18 protein-coding genes are annotated in these 25,997 nt (G+C 72.2%); 3 read left to right on the top strand and 15 right to left on the bottom strand.

Annotated features, from left to right (window positions below; all coding sequences use genetic code 11):
* Positions 1-28: 28 nt before the first annotated feature.
* Positions 29-484 carry a hypothetical protein gene (locus NBW76_RS01410; protein WP_055961790.1) on the bottom strand — a complete coding sequence of 152 codons (456 nt, stop codon included), beginning with the start codon at positions 482-484 and terminating at the stop codon, positions 29-31.
* A gap of 134 nt (positions 485-618) precedes the next feature.
* Between NBW76_RS01410 and NBW76_RS01405 the strand changes: the two genes are divergently transcribed.
* Both NBW76_RS01405 and NBW76_RS01400 read left to right on the top strand, forming a co-directional pair.
* On the top strand, positions 619-2,121 hold the full coding sequence (locus NBW76_RS01405; protein WP_056557114.1) for a cytosine permease: 1,503 nt from the start codon (positions 619-621) through the stop codon (positions 2,119-2,121).
* Complete coding sequence (locus NBW76_RS01400) at positions 2,118-2,639, top strand: cysteine hydrolase family protein (protein WP_056557117.1); 522 nt, start codon at positions 2,118-2,120, stop codon at positions 2,637-2,639. Before NBW76_RS01405 ends, NBW76_RS01400 begins: the two co-directional genes overlap by 4 nt.
* A 3-nt stretch (positions 2,640-2,642) precedes the next feature.
* Here NBW76_RS01400 and NBW76_RS01395 read toward each other — a convergent pair whose 3' ends face one another.
* The 7 genes from NBW76_RS01395 to glgX (NBW76_RS01365) all read right to left on the bottom strand — a co-directional run bounded on the left by NBW76_RS01395 (position 2,643) and on the right by glgX (NBW76_RS01365) (position 14,938).
* The gene (locus tag NBW76_RS01395) at positions 2,643-3,833 is read right to left on the bottom strand and encodes an arginine deiminase (protein ID WP_056557119.1); all 1,191 of its coding nucleotides are present in this window, start codon (positions 3,831-3,833) and stop codon (positions 2,643-2,645) included.
* A gap of 194 nt (positions 3,834-4,027) precedes the next feature.
* A complete protein-coding gene (locus tag NBW76_RS01390; protein WP_250246809.1) occupies positions 4,028-5,362 on the bottom strand; it encodes an HNH endonuclease signature motif containing protein in 1,335 nt (444 codons plus the stop codon).
* A gap of 163 nt (positions 5,363-5,525) precedes the next feature.
* Entirely contained in the window at positions 5,526-7,430 is a 1,905-nt protein-coding gene (gene glgB / locus NBW76_RS01385; protein ID WP_082481829.1) for a 1,4-alpha-glucan branching protein GlgB, read from the bottom strand.
* 1 nt (position 7,431) lies between these two features.
* Positions 7,432-8,859 (bottom strand): aminoglycoside phosphotransferase, encoded by a 1,428-nt coding sequence (locus NBW76_RS01380; RefSeq protein ID WP_162239207.1) that lies wholly within the window; start codon positions 8,857-8,859, stop codon positions 7,432-7,434.
* Positions 8,856-10,589, bottom strand: coding sequence for a maltose alpha-D-glucosyltransferase (gene treS, locus NBW76_RS01375; protein WP_200931209.1), 1,734 nt, complete (start codon positions 10,587-10,589; stop codon positions 8,856-8,858). The genes NBW76_RS01380 and treS overlap by 4 nt, the downstream gene beginning before the upstream one ends.
* A 136-nt stretch (positions 10,590-10,725) precedes the next feature.
* Positions 10,726-12,696 (bottom strand): maltotransferase domain-containing protein, encoded by a 1,971-nt coding sequence (locus NBW76_RS01370; RefSeq protein WP_056553565.1) that lies wholly within the window; start codon positions 12,694-12,696, stop codon positions 10,726-10,728.
* A gap of 103 nt (positions 12,697-12,799) precedes the next feature.
* Entirely contained in the window at positions 12,800-14,938 is a 2,139-nt protein-coding gene (gene glgX / locus NBW76_RS01365; RefSeq protein ID WP_055961760.1) for a glycogen debranching protein GlgX, read from the bottom strand.
* Positions 14,939-14,997: 59 nt separating this feature from the next.
* Here glgX (NBW76_RS01365) and glsA point away from each other — a divergent pair, with 59 nt between their 5' ends.
* Positions 14,998-15,930, top strand: coding sequence for a glutaminase A (gene glsA, locus NBW76_RS01360; RefSeq protein WP_056553568.1), 933 nt, complete (start codon positions 14,998-15,000; stop codon positions 15,928-15,930).
* A 6-nt stretch (positions 15,931-15,936) separates the two neighbouring features.
* On the opposite strand, the gene NBW76_RS01355 is transcribed toward glsA, so the two are convergent.
* The 7 genes from NBW76_RS01355 to malQ all read right to left on the bottom strand — a co-directional run bounded on the left by NBW76_RS01355 (position 15,937) and on the right by malQ (position 25,992).
* Entirely contained in the window at positions 15,937-16,539 is a 603-nt protein-coding gene (locus tag NBW76_RS01355; protein WP_056553571.1) for a hypothetical protein, read from the bottom strand.
* Positions 16,540-16,551: 12 nt separating this feature from the next.
* On the bottom strand, positions 16,552-16,707 hold the full coding sequence (locus tag NBW76_RS01350) for a hypothetical protein (protein ID WP_156364729.1): 156 nt from the start codon (positions 16,705-16,707) through the stop codon (positions 16,552-16,554).
* Positions 16,708-16,710: 3 nt separating this feature from the next.
* Positions 16,711-18,405: a malto-oligosyltrehalose trehalohydrolase gene (gene treZ / locus NBW76_RS01345; protein WP_056553574.1), complete on the bottom strand. Its 1,695-nt coding sequence runs from the start codon at positions 18,403-18,405 to the stop codon at positions 16,711-16,713.
* A gap of 2 nt (positions 18,406-18,407) precedes the next feature.
* Entirely contained in the window at positions 18,408-19,412 is a 1,005-nt protein-coding gene (locus NBW76_RS01340; RefSeq protein ID WP_055961746.1) for an aldo/keto reductase family protein, read from the bottom strand.
* A 177-nt stretch (positions 19,413-19,589) separates the two neighbouring features.
* On the bottom strand, positions 19,590-21,884 hold the full coding sequence (gene treY / locus NBW76_RS01335) for a malto-oligosyltrehalose synthase (protein ID WP_056553577.1): 2,295 nt from the start codon (positions 21,882-21,884) through the stop codon (positions 19,590-19,592).
* Positions 21,881-23,992: a glycogen debranching protein GlgX gene (gene glgX, locus NBW76_RS01330; RefSeq protein WP_056553580.1), complete on the bottom strand. Its 2,112-nt coding sequence runs from the start codon at positions 23,990-23,992 to the stop codon at positions 21,881-21,883. The genes treY and glgX (NBW76_RS01330) overlap by 4 nt, the downstream gene beginning before the upstream one ends.
* A 38-nt stretch (positions 23,993-24,030) precedes the next feature.
* Positions 24,031-25,992 carry a 4-alpha-glucanotransferase gene (malQ, locus tag NBW76_RS01325; protein ID WP_056553672.1) on the bottom strand — a complete coding sequence of 654 codons (1,962 nt, stop codon included), beginning with the start codon at positions 25,990-25,992 and terminating at the stop codon, positions 24,031-24,033.
* Positions 25,993-25,997 lie beyond the last annotated feature (5 nt).

Below are 25,997 nucleotides of genomic sequence, written 5' to 3'. Positions count from 1 at the left end.
CCTGGGTCCTCTCGTGGTGGGGCGCGGCTCAGCAGGAGCCGAAGACGGGGGTCGTGCGCACGGAGCTCCCGCGGGTGCTGGGGTAGCCGGAGACCTTCCACGACACCACGGCCTTCGCGCGCCACTGACGACCGGTGAGTCCGGCCGAGTACGCCGGGGAGCCGACGGTGTCGAGCACCGCGTAGCCGTCGGGGTCGGCGTCGTAGGAGACGGTGCTCCACGACCCGCCACACGTGCGGCGCTGCAGGGTGAGCTCGGTGACCGCGCCGACCTTGGGGTCGCCCTTCGACCAGGCGAGGCCGATCGCGCGGACGTTCCGGTCACTCGCGTCCCACTTCAGGCTGACGCAGCCGGCGCGCAGCGTCTGGTTGGAGAAGCAGGACTCCTTGGTCACGTCGACGGGGTTGGACGCCGCCGCCGGACCGGCGGTGGTGGCGAGGGCGACGGCGGCCGACGCGGTCAGGGCGAGGAGGGTGCGCTTCATGGGAGTCTCCGAGGGGGATGGGCTCCGGGGGCCGGTGCCGGTGAGCGAGGCTAGGCCGCCCGGACGGCTGGGCACCCGGGCCCGTGGGCCCGATGGTGGGCCCACGTCGGGCCCGACCGTGGGACGCTGGGTGCATGAACGAGCAGCCCACCGCAGGTCCGTCCGGTCTCGAGGCCGTGCGGCGTGCCGGCATCGAGGTCACCGGCATCGAGGTCATCGACGAGTCCGACCGCACCGCCAAGCCCTCCGACCTGTTCTGGCCGTGGTTCGCGGCCAACGTGTCGGTGTTCGGCATCTCCTACGGCAGCTACGTGCTGGGCTTCGGCCTCTCGCTGGTGCAGGCCGTCCTCGTGACCGTGCTCGGCGTGGTGGTCTCCTTCGCCGCGTGCGGTCTCGTGGCCATCGCGGGCAAGCGAGGGTCGGCGCCGACCATGGTCCTGAGCCGCGCGCCCTTCGGCGTCGTCGGCCAGAAGGTGCCCGGCGTGTTCAGCTGGCTGATCTCCATCGGGTGGGAGACCTTCCTCGCGATCATGGCGACGCTCGCGACGGCGACCATCTTCCGGGAGCTCGGCTGGGGCGGTGGCACCGGCACCAAGGTCGTGGCGTGCGTCGTGATCGCGGCGCTGATCGTCGCCGCGTCGGTGGCCGGCTACCACCTGATCATGCGAATGCAGTCGGTCCTCACGTGGCTGACCGGGGCCGTGACCATCGGCTACATCCTGCTGACCTTCGACCAGATCGACCTCGACCGCGTCACGGCGCTGCCCGGCGGCTCGGGCCAGGCCGTCGTCGGCGCCTTCGTCATGGTGATGACGGGCTTCGGCTTCGGCTGGATCAACATCGCCGCGGACTGGTCGCGCTACCAGCGGCGTGACACCCCTGGTTCGCAGATCGTGCTGTGGAACACGATCGCCGGCGCTCTCGCCCCGGTGGTCCTCGTGGTCTACGGCGTGCTGCTGGCCGGATCCTCGGACACGCTCAGCGCGGGCATCGTGGACGACCCCATCGGCACCCTCGCGTCCGTCCTGCCCACGTGGTTCCTCGTGCCCTTCCTGGTCGCGTCGGTGCTGGCCCTCGTCTCGGGTGCGGTGCTCGGCATCTACTCCTCGGGCCTCACCCTGCTCAGCCTGGGCGTGCGGATCCCCCGCCCCGCCGCGGCCGGCATCGACGGCGTGATCCTGACGCTCGGCACCGTCTACGTCGTGTTCGTGGCGGAGACGTTCCTCGGCCCGTTCACGAGCTTCCTCATCACGCTCGGGGTCCCCATCGCCGCCTGGGCCGGCATCATGATCGGCGACATCGCGCTGCGTCGGCGCGACTACGACGACGCCGCCCTGTTCGACGCCTCCGGCCGCTACGGAGCCGTCGACTGGACGTCGGTGGGCACCATGCTCGTGGCCTCGGTCATCGGCTGGGGCCTGGTCGTCAACCAGGTCTCGGGCACAGCGTGGAACGACTGGCAGGGCTACCTCATCCAGCCGTTCGGCCTGGGCACCCGCCTGCCCGACGGTGCCGGCTGGGACGGTGCCTGGCCGTACGCCAACCTCGGCGTCCTCGTGGCCTTCGCCCTCGGTCTGGTGGTCACGCTCGTCGCCCGCCGCTCCGTGGTCCGCCGCCAGGAGGCGCTGGTCCCGTGATCGACCGCTGGCTGGTCGTCGTGGACCCGCAGCGGGTGTTCGCCGACCCGGACTCCCCGTGGGGGTCGCCGATGTTCGCGGACACGGTCGAGCCGATCCGGGCGCTGGCCGCCGCTCTGCCCACGATCGTCACGCGATGGGTCCCGGCCCCGGACGCCGAGCGCATCGGGTCCTGGCGCACCTACTTCGACGCATGGCCCTTCGCCGATCGGCCCGCCGACGACCCGATGTTCGACGTGGTGCCCGACCTGGCCGACCTCGCCGCCGAGGCCACGGCCGCGTCCGCGCCGACGTTCGGCAAGTGGGACGCGGTCCGGTCCGTCACCGGGTCCGCGCCGACGCTGGTGGTGGCCGGGGTGTCCACCGACTGCTGCGTGCTCTCGACGGTGCTCGCTGCCGCAGACGCGGGCGCGACCGTCGAGGTCGTGGCCGACGCCTGCGCCGGCTCCTCGGCGGAGAACCACCGCCGCGCCCTCGACGCCATGGCGCTCTACGGCCCGCAGGTCACGATCGTCTGAGGGTCAGTCGCGCAGGATCGGGCAGCTCATGCAGCGCGGGCCACCGCGGCCCGACCCGAGCTCGGAGCCGCTGATCGCGACGACCTCGATGCCGTGCTCCTCGAGCCGGGCGTTGGTCTGCTCGTTGCGCTCGTAGGCCACGGCGAGACGGGCGTCGATCGCGAGGGTGTTGTTGCCGTCGTCCCACTGCTCGCGCTCGGCCGTGACCGGGTCCAGGCCGGTGTCGATGCGGTGCAGCGCCTCGATGCCCATCGCCTCGGCCGCGGCCTCGAAGAAGGACCGCTCGGCACCCACCACCAGCGTGCCGTCCTCGTCGTCGCTCGCCGTGACGGCGATGGCGCGCAGCTCGTCGGCCATGTTGGGGTAGATGACCACGCTGTCCACGTCGACCATCGTGACGATCGTGTCGAGGTGCATCGTGGCGCGCTCCTGCGCGATCGGCACCGCGAGCACCGTCCGTGCGAGCCCGGTGGAGAGCACCGTCGAGGCGAACCGCTCGAAACCCGCCGGGGTGGTGCGCTCGCCGACGCCGACGGCGATCACGCCGGGGGCGAGCAGCAGCACGTCGCCGCCCTCGAGGTGCTCCAGGTGCGGGCCGTGGACGCGCTCGGCGCCGGCGAACCGCGGGTGGTGGGTGTAGATCAGCCCGGTCAGCTGCGTCTCGCGCACGCGGGCCGGCATGGCCAGGCTGGTCACGGCCACCCGGTCCGGCAGCCACACCGAGGAGTCGCGCGTGAACAGCAGGTTGGGCAGCGGGTCCACGAGGAAGTCGTCGGGGCGCAGCAGGCTCGTGACGATGCTGCGGTGCGCGATCTCGTCGTTGCGCAGGCCGGCGGTGACGACCGCGGCCAGCTCGTCGGCAGGCAGGTCGGTCAGCGCCGACACGAGGTAGCGGCGCAGGCTGTCGCCGAGGTGCAGCGTGGCCGTGGTGCTGGCGATGATCTCGGCCCGCGCCTCGGGCTGCTCGAGCGTCTCGACGAGCAGCTCCACGAGGTACAGCACCTCGACGTCGTGGTCGCGCAGCGCCTGCGCGAACGCGTCGTGCTCGTCCTGCGCGCGCCCCAGCCACGGGATGCCGTCGAACAGCAGCGAGTCGTTGTTGCGTGGCGTCAGCCGCGCCAGCTCCTGGCCCGGCCGGTGCAGCATGACCGTCCGCAGACGTCCGACCTCGCTCGATGCACCCCACGTCGTCATGGTCGTCAGCCTAGGTGCAGCCGGCCGGGTGGTCGCGGCACAGTGCCGCGGCGCCGATCCCGACCCGGTGGTCGAGTGCCTCCACGAGCGCCAGCGAGGGGAGGTGTATCGAGACCAGTCCTGGGCGGTTCAGCGGTCGCTGGGCAGCACGAGTGCCCCGATGGTTTGGTCGGGGTGTCGTGATGGGACGGGGTTCAGGGTCGCCAGCGGGTGTTGCGTTGCCAGGTGTCGGAGCCTGGGAGCTTCCACTCGACGTGTCCGTCGTCGGGGTTGATCCTCCCGACCCAGCCCTGTTCGTGGGCTCGGTGGTGGTGGAACGGGCAGAGCAGTGCGCCGTCTCTGATGTCGGTGGTCTTGGAGATGGCATAGGGGTTGAGGTGGTGAGCCTCGGTCCACCGGGCGTCACGATCGCAACCTGGTGTGGTGCATCCGCCGTCGCGCTTCTCCATCGCCCGGCGGGATGACCGGTTGAAGTACCGATTGGCGGAGCCAAGGTCGAGGGGGAGAGGCTTGCCGTTGAGGACCATCGGGACGATCTGGGCCGAGCAGGCGAGCCGGCGGGCTTCGCCGGCGCTGATCCGGGTGCCGTCAGAGAGGCCGGCGGCCTTGATGCCGCCCATCAAGGTGTCGAGGTCGAGGTTCACGGTCACGACAGCGCTGACGCCACCGTTGGTGGGGAGGCGGTCGGCGGGCAGGTGCTCGATCAGGGTGGCGAAGGCGTGCCCGAGGCGCTGGGGGTAGGACTGGCCGAATCCCACTTCGTCCATCCCGCCGGTGGCGGCGTTGACGGTCCCGACCTTCTGGTGCGGGGCTGCGAGGGCGTCGAGCGCGGTCTTCAGCATCGCGCCCTGGGCTTCGGGGAGGGTAAAGCGTCCGGTGACGGTGCCGTCGTTGTTGTCCCACATGGAGAACGACGTCTTCTTGCGGGCTTCGTCTTCGCGGCGACGGAGGATCTCGTCCTCGTCGGCGTCGACCTCATCGGTCGTCTTGCGGTAGGCCTCGGTGATCCGGGCGGCCCTGCGGCGCAGGTCCTTGAGCGTCAGCTTCTGCGCGTCCTTCAGCAAAGTCTCTTCGCATCGCTGACGCTGTTCTGCGGTCACGTCGTCGGGCAGATTGGCCAGGGCGCGGGAGATGAGGTCGGCCTGCTTGGTGCTGATCACTCCGGCGGCGAGCGCGTTCTCGATGAGGGTGGTCTGCTCCTCGATCCGCTGCGCGGTGTTCACGAGCGCGTCGGCGCCGCTGCGGTCCCCACCGAAGTCGAACGAGATCGTCGCGCCGGTCGAGGTGCCCGCCCCGGGGCGTGGTCCGTCACCGTTCGCCGCGGCCTTGCGGGCCTTCTCCAGTACCCGGGCGGCGGCCATCTTGTGGGCCGACAACCGAGCTTCGGCGCGACCGATCTCGGCCAGGAGCCGTCGGACCTCGGCGGGGTCCAGGCCGTCCCACGCCGCGGTGGAGACCGTGTCGAGCAGGGCGTGGAGTCCGTGCACGCACGACGGCACCGGGTGGGTGTCGAGTGCGACGACGCTCATGCTTCCTCCTGCTGATCTACCCCCATTCTAGAGATAGAATGAGACAACAAACAAGCACATGTTCGAATACAAGCAGAACGTCCCGGCGGTCCACAGACCTTCGGCCCCACTCCGTGCGGAGCGGGGCCGAAGGGTGGTGCGCAGGGCGCGGACCGGGCCCGACCTACTGCTGCTCGGGCACCAGCCAGAGCACCCCGGCCGGGGGCAGCTGGACCTCGGCGGATGCCGCGAACCCGTGGTGCGGCACCATCTCGGCCTCGACGCTGCCGAGGTTGCCGACGCCGGAGCCGCCGTAGGACTCGGCGTCGGTGTTCAGCACCTCGCGCCACGTGCCGGGCAGGGGCAGGCCCACCCGGTAGTCGTGGTGGGGGCTGCCGGAGAAGTTGGCCAGGCAGGCCAGCTGCGAGCCGTCCGAGCCGATCCGCAGGAAGCAGATGACGTTGCCCTGGGTGTCGGAGGCGTCGATCCACCGGAAGCCCTCGGGACGCGCGTCGGCCGTGAACAGGGCCGGGGTGTCGCGGTAGGTGAGGTTGAGGTCGCTGACCAGCTCGAGCACACCGGCGTGCAGCGGGTCCTCCAGCGCGTGCCAGTCGAGACCGCGCGACTCGGCCCACTCGCCCTCCTGGCCGAACTCCCCGCCCATGAACAGCATCTGCTTGCCGGGGTGCGCCCACATGAAGGCCAGCAGCGCGCGCACGCCGGCCGCCTTGTTCCAGGCGTCGCCGGGCATCCGGCCCCACAGCGAGCCCTTGCCGTGCACGACCTCGTCGTGCGAGAGCGGCAGGACGAAGTTCTCCGTCCAGGCGTAGTCGATCGCGAAGGTCATCTCGCCGTGGTGGTACGAGCGGTGCACGGGATCCTGCCCCAGGTAGGACAACGTGTCGTGCATCCAGCCCATGTTCCACTTGAGGCCGAAGCCGAGACCGCCGGCGTCGGTGGGCGCGCTGACGCCGGGCCACGCGGTGGACTCCTCGGCGATCATCATCACGCCGGGGTGGTGCTTGTAGACCGTGGCGTTGAGCTCCTGCAGCAGCTGCACGGCCTCGAGGTTCTCGCGACCGCCGTGCTTGTTGGGCACCCACTCGCCGTCGTTGCGCGAGTAGTCCAGGTAGAGCATCGAGGCGACGGCGTCGACGCGCAGCCCGTCGAGGTGGAACTCCTCGAGCCAGTAGAGCGCGTTGGCCACGAGGAAGTTGCGCACCTCGTTGCGGCCGAAGTCGAAGACGTAGGTGCCCCAGTCGGGCTGCTCGCCGCGACGCGGGTCGGGGTGCTCGTACAGCGGGGTGCCGTCGAAGCGGGCGAGGGCCCACTCGTCGCGCGGGAAGTGCGCGGGCACCCAGTCGACGATCACGCCGATGCCGCGCTGGTGGAGCTCGTCGACGAACCAGCGGAAGTCGTCGGGGGAGCCGAAGCGCGACGTGGGGGCGTAGTACGACGTGACCTGGTAGCCCCAGGACCCGCCGAACGGGTGCTCGGCCACGGGCATGAGCTCGACATGGGTGAAGCCCATCTCGACGAGGTAGTCGCCGAGCTCGTCGGCCAGCTCCCGGTAGGACAGCCCCGGTCGCCACGACCCGAGGTGCACCTCGTACACGCTCACCGGCGCCTCGAGCCACGCGGTCGCGTCGCGTCGGGCCACCCACGCGTCGTCGCGCCAGCGGTGCTGCGGCTCCACGACGACGGACGCCGTGGCCGGGGGGACCTCGGTGCCGAAGGCGAGCGGGTCGGCCTTCTCGTGCCACGCACCGTCGGGACCCTGGAGGCGGAACTTGTAGCGCGCGCCCGCGCCGACGTCCGGGACGAAGAGGTCCCACACGCCCGAACCGCCGAGGGCCCGCATCGCGTGGGCCCCGCCGTCCCAGCCGTTGAAGTCGCCGACGACCTGCACGGCCTGCGCGTTCGGCGCCCAGACGGCGAAGGAGGTCCCGCCCACCGGCCCGGACGGCCCCTCGTGCGTGCGCACGTGCGCACCGAGGACCTCCCAGAGCCGCTCGTGGCGGCCCTCGGCCACCAGGTGCAGGTCGAGGTCACCCACCGCGGGGGGCCAGCTCGTCGTGGACTCGCTCATGTCACTCACCCTCACGCAGGATCCGGGCGATCGACCCCAGCGGGACGCTCGACCAGTCGGGTCGGTTGGCGTGCTCGTAGGACGCCTCGTAGACGGCCTTGTCGAGCTCGAGGCCGCGCAGCAGGTCGGCGTCGTCGCGTGGATCGCGGCCGGCCGCCTTGGCGTAGCCGTCGCAGAACGCCAGCCGGTTGTGGCGCGCCCAGGCCGCGGCCCGCTCGGTCTGCTCCTCGTCGGCGGGCTGGCCCACGAGCAGCTGCTGGGCCGCGTAGTCGAACGAGCGCAGCATGCCGGCGACGTCGCGCAGGGGCGAGCGCAGCGCCGACCGCTCGGCCAGGCTCGAGGCGGGCTCGCCCTCGAAGTCGAGCAGCAGCCAGCCGTGGACGGTGCGGAGCACCTGGCCGAGGTGCAGGTCGCCGTGCACGGGCTGGAGCGGCAGGGTCAGCTCGATGCCGTGCAAGCGGTGGAACGCCTCGCGGATCCCGTCGACGTGGGGCGCCAGGTCGTCGACCTCGGCAGCGACGCGGTCGAGCCGTGCCTCCATGGCCGCCACGGTGCGCTCGAGGTCGTCGTCGGCCGCCGGCTCGGTGCCCAGGGCGCGGGCGAGGTCGGCGTGCACGTCGGCCACGGCCCGGCCCAGCCGGTACGCCTCCCCGGCGAAGTCGCCGCCCAGGTCGCCGGGCGGCAGGCCGGAGTCGTCGGCCATGAAGTCGCGGACGCTCGTGGTGGCCATGACCCAGCCGTCGGCGGCGTCGGGCAGGAACCGTTGCAGCATCCCGAAGCTGACCTCGTCGTCGCCGATCCGTCCGCTGATCGCACCGAGCGGCTCGGCCACGTGCGCGGAACCCACCTGCCGCAGGGCGCGGTGCAGCACGAGGTCCTTGTTGACGCCCGGGGTGAGCTTGCGGAACAGCTTGAGGATGTACTGGCCGCCGTAGACGAGCGACGTGTTGCTCTGCTCCGAGGAGATGGGGTGCGCGCGCAGGCCGGTGGTCAGCTCCACGCCGGGCTCGGGGTCGAAGCGCAGGTCACCGACGCGCTCGGCCGCGGCGACGTGGTCCAGCAGCACGCCCGTGAGGTCGGCGTCGCCGCTGGCCTCGTACCAGACGGGACCGTCGCCCGCGGGGATCGCCGCCGCCGCCGGGACGTCGGGCAGTCCGTCGCTGCGTCGACCGAGGAGCAGCTGGTAGGCCTCGGTCCGGTCGCCCTGCTGCACCTCCACCACGAGGTGCACGAGAAGGGGCTCACCGGGCAGGACCACGGTCCAGTCGACGGTGCGCGTGCCGGTGACGGGTCGGTCCTTGCCGCCGAACCACCGCTGCGCGGGAAGCCAGTCGGGCAGGGCCGCCACCACGCGGTCGACGTCGGCGGCCCCGACCTCGTGGCCCTGGTCGGGAGTGCCCTGGTCGGGAGTGCTCACGGGATCGCTCATGTCATGCTCCTTCGTTCGCCCTCGTCGCCGAGCTCGGACAGCTGGAACCAGTAGAAGCCGTGGCCCGGCAGGGTGAGCAGGTACGGCAGCTCACCGACGCGGGGGAAGCGGACGCTGCCGGTCAGCTCGACGGGGGTGCACCCCTCGTGCTCGCCGAGCTCGAGCTCGACGGGCTGGGGGAAGCGGGACAGGTTGTTGACGCAGAGCACGACGTCGCGTTCCCCGTCGGGACGGGTCCACACGCGCTGGTAGGCGAGCACGCTCGGGTTCGAGCCGCCCAGGTCGGTGAAGTCGCCCTCGGCGAACGCGAGGTGCTGCTTGCGCACCTCGATCATGCGTCGGGTCCACGACAGCAGCGAGGCGCTGTTGCCCATCTGCGCCTCGACGTTGACCGCCTCGTAGCCGTAGGTCGGGTCCATGATCGGCGGCAGGTACACGCGGCCGGGGTCGGACCGCGAGAAGCCGGCGTTGCGGTCGGGGGACCACTGCATGGGCGTGCGGACGGCGTCGCGGTCGCCGAGCCAGATGTTGTCGCCCATGCCGATCTCGTCGCCGTAGTAGAGGACGGGCGAGCCGGGCAGGCTCAGCAGCATGGCGGTGAACAGCTCCAGCTGGTTGCGGTCGTTCTCCAGCAGGGGCGCGAGACGTCGGCGGATGCCGATGTTGGCCTTCATGCGTGGGTCGCGCGCGTACTCGCGGTACATGTAGTCGCGCTCGTCGTCGGTGACCATCTCGAGCGTCAGCTCGTCGTGGTTGCGCAGGAAGATGCCCCACTGGGTGCCCGACGGGATGGGCGGCGTCTGCGCCAGGATCTCCGAGATCGGGAAGCGCGACTCGCGCCGCACCGCCATGAAGATGCGCGGCATGAGCGGGAAGTGGAAGGCCATGTGGCACTCGTCGCCGCCGACCGCAGGGTCGCCGAAGTACTCGACGACGTCGGACGGCCACTGGTTGGCCTCGGCCAGCAGCACCCGACCGGGGTACTCGCGGTCGATCGTCGCGCGCACCTCGCGGAGGTACTCGTGCGTGCGGGGGAGGTTCTCGCTGCTCGTGCCCTCCTCCTCGAACAGGTAGGGCACGGCGTCGAGGCGGAAGCCGTCGATGCCGAGGTCGAGCCAGAACCGCAGGACGTCGAGCATGGCCTCGCGGACGGCGGGGTTCTCGAAGTTCAGGTCGGGCTGGTGGCTGAAGAAGCGGTGCCAGAAGAACTGGCCGCGCACGGGGTCGTACGTCCAGTTCGACGTCTCGGTGTCGACGAAGATGATGCGCGCGTCGCTGTACTCCGTGCCGTCGTCGCTCCACACGTAGAAGTCGCCGTACGGGCCGTCGGGGTCCTGCCGCGACGCCTGGAACCACGGGTGCGCGTCGGACGTGTGGTTGAGGACGAGGTCGGTGATGACGCGGATGCCGCGCCGGTGCGCCTCCTCGAGCAGGTGCACGAAGTCGTCGACGGTGCCGAACTCCGGCAGCACGGCGCGGAAGTCGCTGATGTCGTAGCCGCCGTCGCGCAGGGGGGAGGCGTAGAACGGGGGGAGCCACAGGCAGTCGACGCCCAGCCACTCGATGTAGTCGAGCTTGTCGGCCAGGCCGCGCAGGTCGCCCGTGCCGTCGCCGTTGGAGTCGTTGAACGCCCGGACCAGCACCTCGTAGAAGACGGCGCGCTTGAACCAGTCGGGGTCGGCGGGCACCTGCTCGGCGTGCTCGAAGTCCTCCGAGCTCGGCTCGGTCATGGTCCCGTCGGCCTCGACGCTCTCGCCGGTGTGGGGGGTCTGCTCGAGTCCGTCGAGGGCGGCGTCCGGTGCGGTGTCCTGGCGGGTGGGGTCGTCGGTCATGCGATCACCTCGGTGGGATCAGGGGGAAGGGATGTCATCGGGACGTGACGTGCACGACGTGCGCGCACGTGCGCGCGGGGTCGAGGCGCACGTAGTTGGCCGCGCCCCAGTCGTAGGTCTCGCCGGTCACCTCGTCGTGGGCGACGAGACGCGCGTCGTGGTCGAACCCGAGCTCGTGCAGGTCGAGGAACAGGGTGCCCTCGCGCGCCTCGTGCGGGTCGAGCGAGAGCACGACGACGACGGTGTCGCCCGTGGCGGGGTCCTGCTTGGACCAGGCCAGCAGGGCGTCGTGGTCGACGTGGTGGAAGTGCAGCGTGCGCATCTGCTGCAGCGCCGGGTGAGCACGGCGGATCTCGTTGAGCCGGGTGAGCCACGGCTCGAGGGAGCGGCCCTCGGCCAGGGCCCCGGCGAAGTCACGCGGGCGCAGCTGGAACTTCTCGGAGTCGAGGTACTCCTCGGCACCCGGTCGCAGCACCGCGGACTCGAACAGCTCGTAGCCGGCGTACACGCCCCAGGTGGGGGCCAGCGTCGCCGCGAGGGCGGCGCGCAGGGCGAACATGCCCGGTCCCCCCACCTGCAGGTGCGCGGGGAGGATGTCGGGCGTGTTGACGAAGAGGTTGGCGCGCCCCTCGTCCCAGTGCTCGCGCAGGTCCTCTCCGAACTCGGTGATCTCCTGCTTGGTGGTGCGCCAGGTGAAGTACGTGTAGCTCTGCGTGAACCCGAGCCGGGCCAGGCCCCACAGACGCGCGGGGCGGGTGAAGGCCTCGGCAAGGAACAGCACGTCGGGGTGGTCGGCCTTGACCGACGCGATCAGCCACGCCCAGAAGTCCGGCGGCTTGGTGTGCGGGTTGTCGACGCGGAAGATGCGCACCCCCCGCTCGACCCAGTGCAGGGTGACGCGCAGCATCTCGGCGTAGATGGCGTCGCGGTCGAGGTCGAAGTTGAGCGGGTAGATGTCCTGGTACCTCTTGGGCGGGTTCTCGGCGTAGGCGATCGTGCCGTCGGGCAGCGTCGTGAAGAACTCGGGGTGCTCGGCCACCCAGGGGTGGTCGGGCGCCGCCTGCAGCGCCAGGTCGAGCGCCACCTCGAGGTCCAGCTCGCGGGCGCGCTCCACGAACGCGGCGAAGTCCTTCTCGGTGCCCAGCGCGGGGTGGATCGCGTCGTGACCGCCCTCGGCCGCGCCGATGGCCCACGGCGAGCCGACGTCGTCGGGGCCGGGGGTGAGGGTGTTGTTGGGCCCCTTGCGGTTGTCGCGGCCGATCGGGTGGATCGGGGGCAGGTAGACCACGTCGAACTTCATCGCGGCGACGCGGTCGAGCTCCTTCGTGGCCGTGGCGAACGTGCCGTGCACGGGGGTGCCCTGGGCGTCGACGCCACCGGTGGAGCGGGGGAAGAACTCGTACCAGGAGCCGAACGCGGCGCGCTGCCGGTCGACCCAGACGTGCCGCTCGGGCCCCTGGGTGACGAGGTCGCGGACGGGGTGCTCCTGCATCGTGCGGCGGACGTCGTCACCGAGAGCGGGCCCGACCCGTGCGCCGAGCGGCAGGGTGTCGTCGCGCAGGGCCGACGCCGCGCCCAGCAGCGCCTTCTGCTCGGCGCGACGGTCCTTGCGGTCCGCGACCTGCTCGAGCAGACGTGCGGCCAGCTCGAGGTCGTTGGCGAGCTCGGCGGGGGTCTGCCCGGCGGCCAGCTTGGCGTCGAGGGCGTGCGCGGTGGTGGCCCACGGGTCGCTCCACGCATCGACGCGGAACGTCCACAGCCCCTCGGAGTCGGGGACGATCGTGGCGGCGAAGAGGTCCAGGCCGGTGCCCTGCTCCTGCATGCGCACGGTGCGCTCGGCGCGGTCGCCAGGGCCGCGCCACGCGACGGTGGCTCCCACGGCGTCGTGGCCCTCGCGCCAGACCGTGGCCTGCACGGGCACGTGCTCGCCCACCACCGCCTTGGAGGGGTAGGTGCCGTCGCCCGAGAGGGGCCGCACGTCATCGATGCCGAGCCGGTCCGTCATGCGAGTCACTCCCGTCGATCGCTGCGTTCGGTGTCCCTTCGAACGTAGCGGTGAACGTGGACGGGCGCGATTCCCGCGGGACCGGTCCCCGGTCGCGGGCCCGTCAGTCGTGCCGGGGAGCCTTGAGCAGCAGCAGGGAACGCGCCGCCAGCGTGGTGCGGCTGCCGGCCGCGAAGGCCTCGGTCGAGGCCGGGCTGCCGTCGGCCGACGTGGTGTCGAGCGTCGGCTCGAACGTGGCACCGAACTCCTGCCCCGGGAGCACGACCTCGAGCGGCTCGGCGCCGGCGTGCAGCAGCAGGAGCCACGAGTGGTCGGTGAGCAGCTCGCCCTCGCGGGTGCGGGACTGGCTGTTCGACCCGTCGATCCACATGCCGAGCGTCCGGCGCTCCGGGTCCTGCCAGTCCGGCTCGGTCATCTCCTGGCCGTCGGGCCGCAGCCAGATCAGGTCGGGCCGGCCGGTGGGCGTGGTGCGGCCGTCGAAGAACTCGGCCTGGCGCAGGGCAGGACTCTTCGCGCGCAGGTGCACGACCCGACGGGCGAACGTCAGCATCGCGTCGCTCTCGGGGGTCACGGTCCAGTCGACCCACGACGTCGGGTCGTCGAGGCAGTAGGCGTTGTTGTTGCCGCCCTGGGTGCGCCAGCGCTCGTCGCCGGCCACGAACATGGGCGTACCGGTCGAGAGCAGCAGCGTCGCCAGCAGGTTGCGGGCCTGGCGGGCACGCAGCGACGTGATCTCCGGGTCGTCGGTCGCGCCCTCCACGCCGTGGTTCCAGGAGCGGTTGTCGTCGGTGCCGTCGCGGTTGTCCTCGCCGTTGTCCTCGTTGTGCTTGTGGTCGTAGGAGACCAGGTCACGCAGCGTGAAGCCGTCGTGCGCGGTGACGAAGTTGATCGACTGCCAGGGTCGGCGCAGCGTGTGGTCGTAGAGGTCCGACGAGCCGGACAGCCGATAGGCCAGGTCGTCGACGCCGCCGGCGGCGCCGCGCCAGAAGTCGCGGACCGTGTCGCGGTAGATGCCGTTCCACTCCGCCCACTGGGCGCCGAACGCGCCCACGCGGTAGCCCTCGCCGGTGGCGTCCCACGGCTCGGCGACCAGCTTGCAGCGCGACAGCACGGGATCGGTGGTGATCGCGGTCAGGAGCGTGCTGTCGCGGTCGAAGGCGCCGCCACCGGGACGGCCCATCGTGGAGGCAAGGTCGAAGCGGAACCCGTCGACGCCGAGCTCGGTCGTCCAGTAGCGCAGCGAGTCCGTCACGAGGCGCACGACCTCGGGGGATCCGGCGTCCAGCGTGTTGCCGCAGCCGGTGATGTCGGCCATGTTCCCGTCGTCGTCGTGCAGGTAGTACGCCGGTGCCTCCAGCCCGCGGAGGCTGAGGGTCGGTCCGTCGGGGCCGCCCTCGCAGGTGTGGTTGTAGACGACGTCGACGATGACCTCGATGCCGGCAGCGTGCAGGGCCGCGACCATCGTGCGGAACTCCTCGACCTCACGTCCGGGCTCGCTCGCGTACCCGGGATGCGGTGCGAAGTAGCCGAGGGGTGAGTACCCCCAGTAGTTGTGCCGGCCGGCGGCCACGAGCGAGGGCTCGTCGGTGAAGGCCTGCACGGGCAGCAGCTCGACGGCGGTGATCCCGAGCCGCAGGAGGTGCTCGACGACGGCCGGGTGCGCCAGGCCCAGGTAGGTGCCGCGCAGGGGCTCGGGCACGTCGGGGTGCTGCTGCGTGAACCCCTTGACGTGCAGCTCGAGCACCACGGTCTCCTCGAACGGCACCTCCGGCTTCGTGCCGGTGTCGGGCCCGCCGGGGCTCGTGACGACGGCCAGCGGCACGTGGCCCAGGGAGTCGACGGTGGACGGCTCGGGACCGTCCGGACCGTCGGGGCCGTCGGCGTAGCCGAGCGCGGCCGCCATGTCGGTGAGCGAGCCGCGGATGCGGCGGGCGTAGGGGTCGAGCAGGATCTTGTGCGGGTTGCAGCGCATCCCGGTCTTCGGCTCGTAGGGGCCGTGCACGCGGTAGCCGTAGGTCTGGCCGGGCAGCACGCCCGGCACGAGCCCGTGCCAGACGCCGAACGTCCGCTCGGTCAGCTCGATGCGCCGCTCGGTGCCGTCGTCGTCGACGAGGCACAGCTCGACCCGCTCGGCCACGCTGCTGGCGATCGCGAACCTGACGCCGCCGGCCTCGGGGTGGGCGCCCAGCGGGAACGGTCGTCCGGCGAGCACGTGCAGGCCCTGCGGAGGGTGCGTCGTCATGGCGCCCAGTGTGTCAGGCGTCTCGGGGTCGCCCGGCCGTTCCCGGGTACCCACGGGGGGTGGACATCGACGAGCGGATCCGGACCTTCGACCTCGACCAGCTGCACGCCTCCGTCGCGGAGTCGCACGACGGCGAGGTCGACCGGAGCGTGCCCGAGCACGCCGACGCCGACAGCGGCCTGTTCGGGCTGGCCGTGTGCGACCGGTCGGGCGACGTGCGCCAGGTCGGCGACACGGACGTGACCTTCCCGATCCAGTCCGCGGTCAAGCCGTTCGTCTACGCCTTGGCGCTGGTCGACGCAGGGGCGACCCACCTCGAGGAGATCGGGGTGGAGCCCACGGGCGAGGCCTTCGACGCCGTGCGCCTCCAGAGCGACACCGGTCGGCCGCCGAACCCGATGGTGAACGCGGGTGCCTTGCTGACGGCGAGCCTGGTGGCGGGTGACGGGCCGCAGGACCGCGCGGGACGGATCCTCGCGGGGCTCTCCGCACTGGCGGGCCGGCCGCTCGTGGTCGACGAGCAGGTGAGCCGCTCGGAACACCTGAGCGGCGACCGGAACCGTGCCCTCGGGTACCTCATGCACTCCGCCGGGACGCTGCACGTGGACGTCGAGGACGCGATCGAGGTCTACGCCCGCGTGTGTGCGGTGTCGGTGAGCGCCGAGACCCTCGCCGTCATGGGAGCGACGCTCGCCTTCGGCGGTCGGAACCCGGTGACGGGTGACCGGGTGCTCCCGGTGGAGGTGGTCCGCAGCACGCTGAGCGTCATGGCCACGTGCGGCATGTACGACGGGTCGGGCCGGTGGATGCACCGCGTGGGCATGCCGGCCAAGTCCGGAGTCGCGGGCGGTGTGGTGGCGGCCGCTCCGCGGCACCTCGGCATCGGTGTCTACAGCCCGCCGCTCAACGAGCGCGGCAACAGCGTGCGCGGCGTGCTGGCCTGCGAGCGGCTTGCCGACGATCTCGGTCTGCACGCCTTCACGGTGGCGTGAGCGCGGTCAGAGGAGCAGCAGCAGGACCGCGGCCAGGAACAGGACACCGGCCACGCCCAGGAGGGCCAGGAGCGCGGCGCGCCCGGCTCGGCCGTGCCCGCTGCTCCCGAGCACCTCGGCGCGCGGATCACCGAGCACGAGCCGCTGCTGCTCGGCGAGGAACGTCTGGAACACCCCACCCCACGTGATGTTCCCCCGGTGGGCGGCGTGCCGGCCCGTGTCGGGCTCGACGAGCATCGGCAGCGCGACGACGGCCCACCGTCGGCGGGGTGGTGCCGCCGCCTCGTCGCGTGCCTGCTCGTCGGCGGCGCCGCACACGAGGACGGGGAGCACCGCGATCCCGTTGCCGGACCGTCGGCGGGCCCGGCCCGAGAGCGACCCGGCCCGGCCGGCCGTGGTCTCGGTCAGACGGTCGATGTGGCCGGTCGTCGCGTGGTCCACGGGGAGGAGGACCACGACGGTGTGCAGACGGGACAGGAACCAGCCGACCCTGCGGTCGCGACGGCGCAGGACGCGCGTCCCGACCGGCCAGTCGTCACCGGCGTCCAGCGCCTCGTACCCCGCGGCGAGGAGCCGGGAGGTGGCCGCGTCGGACCACGCTTGGTGCACCTCGGCGGTCCCTCAGGAGTAGGGGCCCGAGAACGGGGCGGGGGCGTCGGGGTCGTCGACGTCGCCCTCGGTCTCGTGGTCCTGCTTCTGGTGCTTCGGGTCGTCCGTGGGCTCCGCGGAGTCGCGCGGGTCCTCGCTGGGGATGTCGCTCTTGCCGTTGTCGCTCATGCCTCAGTGTGCGTCGGACGCCGTGGGTCCGCCCGTCGACGCCCAGACGACGTCGCCGTCGCGCAGCACCACGGCGCGCGCGGCGTCCAGGTCGACCTCGACGCGGAACGGGCCACGGTGCATGACGACGTGACGGTCGTCGTCGGAGACCTCGACGACGAGGTCGGCCAGGGACGGGTCGCGCAGCTCGGGGTGCTCCCGCCGCAGGGCGACGAGGGAGCGGTAGGTCTCGAGGACCGCGCGGTGGGCGGGGTCGTCGAGCTCGTCCCAGCGCAGCGTCGAGCGCTCGACGGTGGCGTGGTCCATCGGGTCGGGCACCTCGGACTCGCCCCAGCCGTGCCGGCCGAACTCGCGTCGACGTCCGGTGCGCACGGCGTCGGCGAGCTCGGGGTCGGGGAAGGAGGCGAAGAACTGCCACGGGGTGCTCGCGGCCCACTCCTCGCCCATGAAGAGCATCGGTGTGAACGGGCCCAGCAGCACCAGGGCGGCGCCGCACGCCACCAGGTCGGGCGGGACGGTGGCCGAGATCCGGTCGCCCTGTGCGCGGTTGCCGATCTGGTCGTGGTCCTGCAGGTAGGTCACGAACGCCGAGCCGGGCACCGTCTCGACGTCGACGGGCCGCCCGTGGCTGCGCCCGCGGAACGACGACCAGGTGCCGTCGTGGAAGAAGGCGCCGCGCAGCACCTTCGCGAGCGCGCCGGGCGTCGCGAAGTCGGCGTAGTAGCCGTCGGTCTCGCCGGTGAGGGCCACGTGCAGCGCGTGGTGCACGTCGTCGCACCACTGCGCGTCCATGCCGAGGCCTCCGTGGGCGCGGGGCGTGACCATGCGGGGGTCGTTGAGGTCGGACTCGGCGATCAGCGACAGCGGTCGACCGAGCGCCTCGGACATCCGCTCGGTCTCGGCGGACAGCTCCTCCAGGATCGGCAGCGCGCGGGTGTCCGCCAGCGCGTGCACGGCGTCGAGGCGCAGGCCGTCGACGTGGAAGTGCTCGAACCACGCCATCGCGTTGTCGAGCACGTAGCGGCGCACCTCGTCGGAGCCCTCGGCGTCGAGGTTCAGGCCGGGTCCCCAGTCGTTCTGGCCGGCGAAGTAGGGGCCGAAGCGGTCGAGGTAGGCGCCGGACGGGCCCAGGTGGTTGTAGACGACGTCGAGCACCACGCCGAGGCCGCGCGCGTGGCACGCGTCGACGAACCGCTTGAAGCCGTCGGGGCCGCCGTAGGGCTCGTGCACCGCGCCCCAGAGCACGCCGTCGTAGCCCCAGCCGTGCGGGCCGTCGAAGCTGTTGACCGGCAGCACCTCCACGAGGTCCACGCCGAGGTCGACGAGGTGGTCGAGCCGCTCGACCGCCGCGTCGAAGGTGCGCTCGGGCGTGAACGTGCCGACGTGGAGCTCGTAGACGACCGACCCCTCAAGCGCCCGGCCCGACCAGGCGCCGTCGCTCCAGTCGAAGGCGGCGTGGTCGTAGACACGTGAGGCCGCGTGCACGCCCTGGGGCTGCCACGACGACCGCGGGTCGGGCAGCGGGGTCTCGTCGTCACCGAGCAGGAACGCGTAGTCCGACCCGGGGGCCAGCTCGGTGTCGAGCCACCACCAGCCCGAGCGCAGCTCGCCGGGCTCCCACGCCTCCATCGGGTGGTCGACGCCGTCGATGCGGACCCGGACCCGCTCGTGGTCGGGCGCCCAGACGGTGACGGTCACGCTCAGACCACCCGGGTGGGCGGGGACTTCGTCTGGCCGGGGTCGGTGGTCGGGATGCCGCCGAGCGCCTCGTCGACCTTCGCGAGGACGTCGGCGTCCAGGGTGACGCCGCTGGCGGCCGCGTTGGACTCCACCTGCTCTGGGCGGGAGGCACCGACGATGGCGCCGGCGACGTTGTCGTTGGCCAGCACCCAGGCGATGGCCAGCTGGGCCATGGTGATGCCGAGGTCGTCGGCGACGGGCCGCAGCTTCTGGACGGCCGTGAGCGTCTCGTCGGTCAGGAAGCGCTTGATCATGTCCGCGCCGCCCTTCTCGTCGGTGGCGCGGCTGCCCTCGGGCAGGTCGGCGCCGGGCTCGTACTTGCCGCTGAGCACGCCCTGCGCGATGGGCGACCACACGATCTGCGAGACGCCGAGCTCACGGCTGGCGGGCACGACCTCGCCCTCGATGACGCGCCACAGCATCGAGTACTGGGGCTGGCTCGAGATCAGCTGGATGCCGAGGTCCTGCGCCAGGGCATGCCCGGCGCGGAGCTGGTCGGCGGTCCACTCGCTGACGCCGATGTAGTGCGCCTTGCCGGCGCGCACGACGTCGGCGAAGGCCTGCATCGTCTCCTCGAGCGGCGTCTCGTGGTCGTAGCGGTGCGCCTGGTAGAGGTCGACGTAGTCGGTCTGCAGCCGCTGCAGCGAGCCGTCGATGGACTCCATGATGTGCTTGCGCGACAGGCCGGTGTCGTTCGGTCCGCCGGGGCCGGTGGGCCAGTAGACCTTCGTGAGGATCTCCAGCGATGCGCGACGCTCGCCCTTCAGCGCCTCGCCGAGCACCGACTCGGCCTTGCCGTTGGCGTAGACGTCGGCGGTGTCGAACGTCGTGATGCCGGCGTCGAGCGCCGCGCGGACGCATGCCGTCGCCGCGTCGTTCTCGACCTGGGACCCGTGGGTCAGCCAGTTGCCGTAGATGATCTCGCTGACCTTGAGGCCGCTGTTCCCGAGGTACCTGAACTCCATGCCCCGAGCCTAGTTCCGGTGCCCCACTGCGCGACTCGGACGGACGCGCCGGCCCCGTCCCGGGCGTCTCGACGACGTGAGGTCGATTCCTGGGCGCGGAATCGTCGTCACGTCGTCAGGACGCGGGGCCGGGGCCGAGGGCCCGGGTGCGGCGCTGGTGCTGCTCGCCAGTGGCCGTCAGGTCTGTCGGGTGAGCAGGGCGACGGGGTAGGTCCGCAGCAGGTCGGCCAGCGCGACGTCGCCGCCCTCGAGCACGGCACCGGTGAGCGCGTCGGTCCACGTCCCCTCGGCCAGCGGGAGGGTCGTGTCGGCCCAGCCGCCGCGCGCCTCGAGGCCCACGGGCAGGCGGGTGACCACGGCGACCAGGTCGTCGCTGCGACCGAAGGCGAGTGCGTGGTCGGCGGCAGGGCCCCGGGCGGCCACCGCGACGTAGCCGCGGAACAGCTCCGGCCGGTCGCGGCGGAGCGTCAGCACCCGACGCACGAGCGACGTCTTCACCGCCCCCGACGCGTCGACCTCCGGCAACCAGCCGTCGTCGAGCCGGCGGAGCACCGCGCGGAAGGCCTCATGGTCGACCGGGCGACGGTTGTCGGGGTCGACGAGGGAGAGGTCCCAGCCCTCGGTGCCCTGGTAGACGTCAGGGACACCCGGACCCGCCAGCTGCAGCAGCTTCTGGCTCAGCGAGACCGTCCGGCCTGGGGCCTCGATGCGGTCGACGAGCGCCTGCACCTCGTCGCCGACCTCGGCCCGCACGCGGGTGGGCCAGGCACGGATCGACTCCTCGAAGGCCTCGTCCGTCTCGGTCCAGGTGGTGCGGATCTTGGACTCCCGCGCCGCCTTGAGCAGGTAGTCGGTCAGTCGCTCGTCGCTGATCGGCCAGGCCCCGAGCAGGGTCTGCCAGGCCAGCAGGTCGAGCGCCGGCTCGTCGAGCCCGCAGCGGGCCGACCAGCCCTCGATCGCCGACGTCGCCTCGTCGCCGAGCTCGGCCAGCACCAGCATCCTGGCGCGGGTGTCCTCCGAGCGCTTCGTGTCGTGGGTGGTGAGCGCTGTCATGGCGGACGGGTGGTCGGCCTCCCTGGCAGCGGCGAGCGCGTGGAAGCCCTCGACGTCGACACCCCACACGTCGGGGGAGCCGCCCACCTCGTTGAGCGCGGCGAAGCGCGTGAACCGGTAGAAGGTCGTGTCCTCGGTGCCCTTGGCCACGACCATGCCGGACGTCTGCTGGATGCGGGTGGCGAGCTCGCCCTGCGGGTCCGCGCGGACCTGCGCGTCGAGCGCGGACAGGGCCTCGTCGACGTCGGGCCGACGGCTGCGCGCCGTGTCGATCGCCTGGGCCCAGTCGTCCTCGCCCTCGGGCAGGTAGGACCGGTAGACGCCGAAGGCCACCATCGTCTCCGCGACGGCCGTGCGCGCGGCGTCCTCGGGCACGTCGCGCAGCAGGCCGGCGATGCGACGGACCTCGGCCACGAGCACCTTCTGCGTCACCATGCGCCGTGCGTCCTCCTCGACGGCGGCGTAGTCCGACGGCGCTCCGAGCCGCTCCGACAGCGCCTGCCAGGGAGCCTCGCCTGCGGGGTCGAGCAGCACGCCCTCGACCTCGCGCATGGCGTCGTACCCGGTGGTCCCGTCGGCGGGCCAGCTCGCGGGCAGGTCCTCGCCGGGGTGCAGGATCTTCTCGACGACGAGCCACGCGTCGGGCGCGGCCTCGTGCAGGCGCCGCAGGTAGCCACCGGGGTCGGACAGCCCGTCCGGGTGGTCGATGCGCAGCCCGGTGACCCGGCCGTCGGTCACCCAGCGCAGCACCTCGCGGTGTGCGTCGTCGAAGACGGTCGGGTCCTCGACCCGCACGGCGGCCAGCGTCGTGATGTCGAAGAACCGGCGGTAGTTCAGCTCGGAGGCCCCGCGGCGCCATCCGACGAGCTCGTAGTGCTGCCGGTCGTGCACCTGCTGCGGCGTCAGCGACGCGAACCCCGGGTCGGCCAGCGTCGCGGCGTCGATGGGGAACCGGTGGTCGTGGTACGTGAGCTCCTCGCCGTCCACCGCCAGCTCCGCGACCTCGGCGTCGTCGCCGAGGACGGGCACCAGCACCCGGCCGCGCGACCAGTCGACGTCGAAGTGCCCGGCCCACGGCGAGCGCTCTCCCTCGGCGAGCACCGACCACCACCACGGGTTCGCCCGCGGCACCTCGACCGACATGTGGTTCGGCACCACGTCGACTACGAGCCCCATCCCGGCGTCGCGCACGGCGTCCGTGAGGGAGTCCCAGCCGTCGGGCCCACCCAGCTCGGGTCGTGCCCGCGTGGGGTCGGTGACGTCGTAGCCGTGCGTCGACCCGGGTGTCGCGTCGAGCACCGGCGACACGTACACCGCGCCGACGCCGAGGTCGCGCAGGTACGGCACGAGCGCCTCGGCCTCCGCGAACCCGAAGCCCGGCCGCAGCTGCAGCCGGTACGTCGACGTGGGCGTGCTCACGACTCGACCCGCTGCAGCACCACCAGCGAGCGGCCCTCGAGCTCGATCGTCGCGCCGCCCTCGACCAGCTCGTCGCCCGGCTCGGTGACCGTGCCGCTCGCGGTGTCGACCACGACCGCCCACGTGCTGGCGTACTCGCCGTCCGGCACGGTGAACTCGATTCCCTCGTGGTGGGCGTTGAACGCCATCAGGAAGGAGTCGTCGACGACGCGCTCGCCCCGCTCGTCGCGGTCGGCGATCGCCCGGCCGTTGAGGAACACCGCGATCGAGCGGCCGAAGCCGTCGTCCCAGTTCTGCTCGGTCATCTCCTCGCCGGCCGGCGTGAACCAGGCGATGTCGCGCAGCTCGTCGCCCTTGCGGATCGGCTTGCCCTGGAAGAACCGGCGGCGCCGGAACACCGGGTGGGCCGTGCGGAAGGCGGCGAGGGCCGACGTGAACCCGAGCAGCGAGTGCTCGTGCTCGTCGAGGTCCCAGTCGACCCACGCGACCTCGTTGTCCTGGCAGTAGACGTTGTTGTTGCCGCCCTGGCTGCGGCCAAGCTCGTCGCCGTGCAGCACCATCGGCACACCCTGCGAGAGCAGCATGGTGGCCAGGAAGTTGCGACGCTGCCGGCGGCGCAGCTCGAGGATCTCCGGGTCGTCGGTCGGACCCTCCACGCCGCAGTTCCACGACCGGTTGTCGTCGGCGCCGTCGCGACCGTCCTCGCCGTTGGCCTCGTTGTGCTTCTGCTCGTACGACACCAGGTCGTTCAGCGTGTAGCCGTCGTGGGCCGTCACGAAGTTGATCGACGCGTACGGGCGCCGGCCGTTGTCCTGATAGAGGTCGGACGAGCCGCTGATCCGCGACGCGAACTCGCCCAGCGTCGACGGCTCGCCGCGCCAGAAGTCGCGCACCGTGTCGCGGTAGAGGCCGTTCCACTCCGTCCACAGCGGCGGGAAGTTGCCCACCTGGTAGCCGCCGGGTCCCACGTCCCACGGCTCGGCGATCAGCTTCACCTGGCTGACCACCGGGTCCTGCTGCACCAGCTCGAAGAAGGTGGCCAGCTTGTCGACGTCGTAGAACTCGCGCGCCAGCGTGGCCGCCAGGTCGAAGCGGAACCCGTCGACGTGCATCTCGGTGACCCAGTAGCGCAGCGAGTCCATGATGAGCTGCAGCGGCGTGGGGTGGCGCACGTTCAGCGAGTTCCCGGTGCCGGTGTAGTCCATGTAGTGCTGCTCGTCGTCCTCGACGAGGCGGTAGTAGGCCTGGTTGTCGATGCCGCGCATCGACAGCGTCGGCCCGAGGTGGTTGCCCTCCGCGGTGTGGTTGTAGACGACGTCGAGGATGACCTCGATGCCCGCGGCGTGGAGCGCGCGGACCATGCCCTTGAACTCCTGCACCTGGCGACCGGGCTGGGAGGTGTAGGCGTCGTGCGGGGCGAAGAAGCCGATCGTGTTGTAGCCCCAGTAGTTCGTCAGATCCTTCTCGACGAGGTAGTGGTCCGTGACGAACTGGTGCACGGGGAGCAGCTCGATGGCGGTCACGCCGAGGCCGGTCAGGTGCTCGATCACGGCGGGGTGCGCGAGCGCCGCATAGGTGCCGCGCAGCTCCTCGGGGACGTCGGGGTGGGTCATCGTGAGCCCCCGGACGTGCGCCTCGTAGATGATCGACTCGTTGTAGGGCCGGCGCGGCGGGCGGTCGTCGGCCCAGTCGAAGAACGTGTTGACCACGAGCGAGAACGGCACGTGGCCGGCGGAGTCGTCGTCGTTCGGCTCGTCGGGCGAGCCCATCTCGTAGGCGAAGAGCGACGGGTCCCAGTCGGGCTGGCCCTGCACGGCCTTCGCGTACGGGTCGATGAGCAGCTTCTGCGGGTTGCAGCGCAGGCCGTTCTCGGGGTCCCACGGACCGTGCACGCGGTAGCCGTAGCGCTGGCCGGGGCCGATGCCGGGCAGGAAGCCGTGGTGGACGAAGCCGTCGACCTCCTCGAGGCGGACGCGGGTCTCGGTGCCCGACTCGTCGAAGAGGCACAGCTCCACGAGGTCGGCGACCTCCGAGAACAGGGCGAAGTTGGTGCCGGTGCCGTCGTACGTGGCACCGAGCGGGTAGGGCGATCCGGGCCAGGGGCGCACGGGGGTTCTCCTCGGATGGGGTCGTGCCGGTTGGGTGGTCAGGTGGGGCGGGCGGCGCGCAGCGGGGCGACGGCGGCCTGCACCCGGGGGTGGTCGAAGAAGGCGTCGAGGTCCACGGGAAGGCGGACCTTCCAGTTGGGGTACTCGTCCACGGTGCCCGGCAGGTTCGGCTGACGCACCTGGCCGACGGCGTCGGCGGGTGAGCTCAGCACCAGGCGCGACGCGGCCGGGGCGATGACGGCGTGCAGCGCGACGAGCAGGTCGTCGGTGTCGACGCCCTCGGCGCGCAGCAGGTCGAGCAGCGCCTCCTTGTCGGCGGCCGCGGTGGCGAGCGCGTCGTCCACCGGCTCGCCCAGCAGGTCGAGCCGGTCCTGGACGTGGATGCGTTCGTCGCGCAGCCAGCCCTCGACCGTCGGCAGGTCGTGGGTGCTGATGCTCGCCATGGTCTCGGGCTCCCAGGCGCGGGGCGGTACGTGCGGCTGCCCCGGGGCGTCCCAGTCGCGCTCGAACCACAGCACGGCCGAGCTGAGGATGCCGCGCGCGTGCATGGTCTCGGTGACCACGTCCTCGACGGTGCCGAGGTCCTCGCCGACGACGATGGCGCCGGCGCGGGTGGCCTCGAGCAGCAGGACGGCGAGCATCACGTCGGCGTCGTAGTACACGTAGGTGCCGCGGTGCGCGGGCTCGCCCGGCGGGATCCACCACAACCGCCACAGACCCGCCACGTGGTCCACGCGGATGCCGTCGCCGTGGCGCAGCACGCTGCGGACGACGTCGCGGAAGGGTGCGTAGCCGGTCTCGAGCAGGCGGTCCGGCCGCCACGGCGGGAGGTCCCAGTCCTGTCCGAGCGGGTTGAAGGCGTCGGCCGGGCAGCCGACGCGCACGTCGGATGCGAACACGCTCTGCAGGGCCCAGGCGTCGGCGCCACCGGGGTGCACGCCCACCGGCAGGTCGTGCACGAGTCCCACGGCCATGCCGGCGTCGTGGGCCGCGTCGCGGGCGGCGTCGAGCTGCTGACGGCACAGGTGCTGGAGCCAGGCGTGGAAGGCGACGCGGTCGGCCAGGTCGTCGCGGGCCCGGGCCACGGCCTCGGAGGTCGGGTCGCGCAGCGGCTCGGGCCAGGTCCGCCAGTCGGCGCCGTGCTGCTCGGCCAGGGCCGAGAACGTGGCGAAGGCGGCCAGGTCGGGCTCGGCGTCGAGGTCGACGTCCTCGTCGGCGGGGGCGAAGGGTCGCAGCAGCTCCAGGGCCGCGCGCTTCGCCTCCCACACGGCGTCGTGGTCGAGCAGGTCGTCCGCAGGATCGGGGTCCGGTGCTAGCCGTAGCACCTGGTCGCGGACCGACGGGTCGGCCGCGGCGAAGGCGTCGACGTCGGTCACGCGCAGGTAGAGCGGGCTCGCGAACCGTCGGCTCGACGGGGAGTAGGGGGAGCGGACGAGCGGCGTCGACGGCACGAACGCCTGCACCGGGTTGACCAGCAGCACGCCGGCGCCCTGCTCGGTGCCGGCGCGTCGGGCCAGGTCGGCGAGGTCGACCAGGTCGCCCATCTGCCACGACCCGGCCGAGTGCAACGCGTACAGCTGGAGCATCCAGCCCCACGTGCGCGGCACCTCCGGCAGTCGGGCCGGGGCGACGACGAGCGTCACGTCCTGGGCGTCGGTGACGAACCGGTGCCAGCCGAGCGGCAGGTCCGCGGGCAGCGTCCCCTCCACGTCGAGGTGGCCGCCGTCCTCCAGCAGCACCCGACCCGCCACGCCGACCTCGCGGGCCACGCCCTGCGTCGCGGCGATGGTCGACTCGAGCGGTCGGGCGTCGGCCGCGGCGCGCTCGAGTGCGTGACCGACCGCCTCCGGGGTCGTGGCGTCGACGCCCAGCTGACCGAGCACGGCCACGACGATCTCGCGGTCCACCTCGACGGGGCGCCGGTCCGAGCCCTCGTACGCGACCGCGACGCCGTGGGCCGCGGCGAGGCGCGCGAGGTCGTCAGCGTCGGAGGGGGGCATGACGT

It is taken from the genome of Aeromicrobium sp. Leaf245 (assembly GCF_942548115.1).
Lineage (GTDB): Bacteria > Actinomycetota > Actinomycetes > Propionibacteriales > Nocardioidaceae > Aeromicrobium.
The sequence above is the reverse complement of the archived record's forward strand: the minus strand, read 5'-3'. Positions and strand labels throughout refer to the sequence as shown.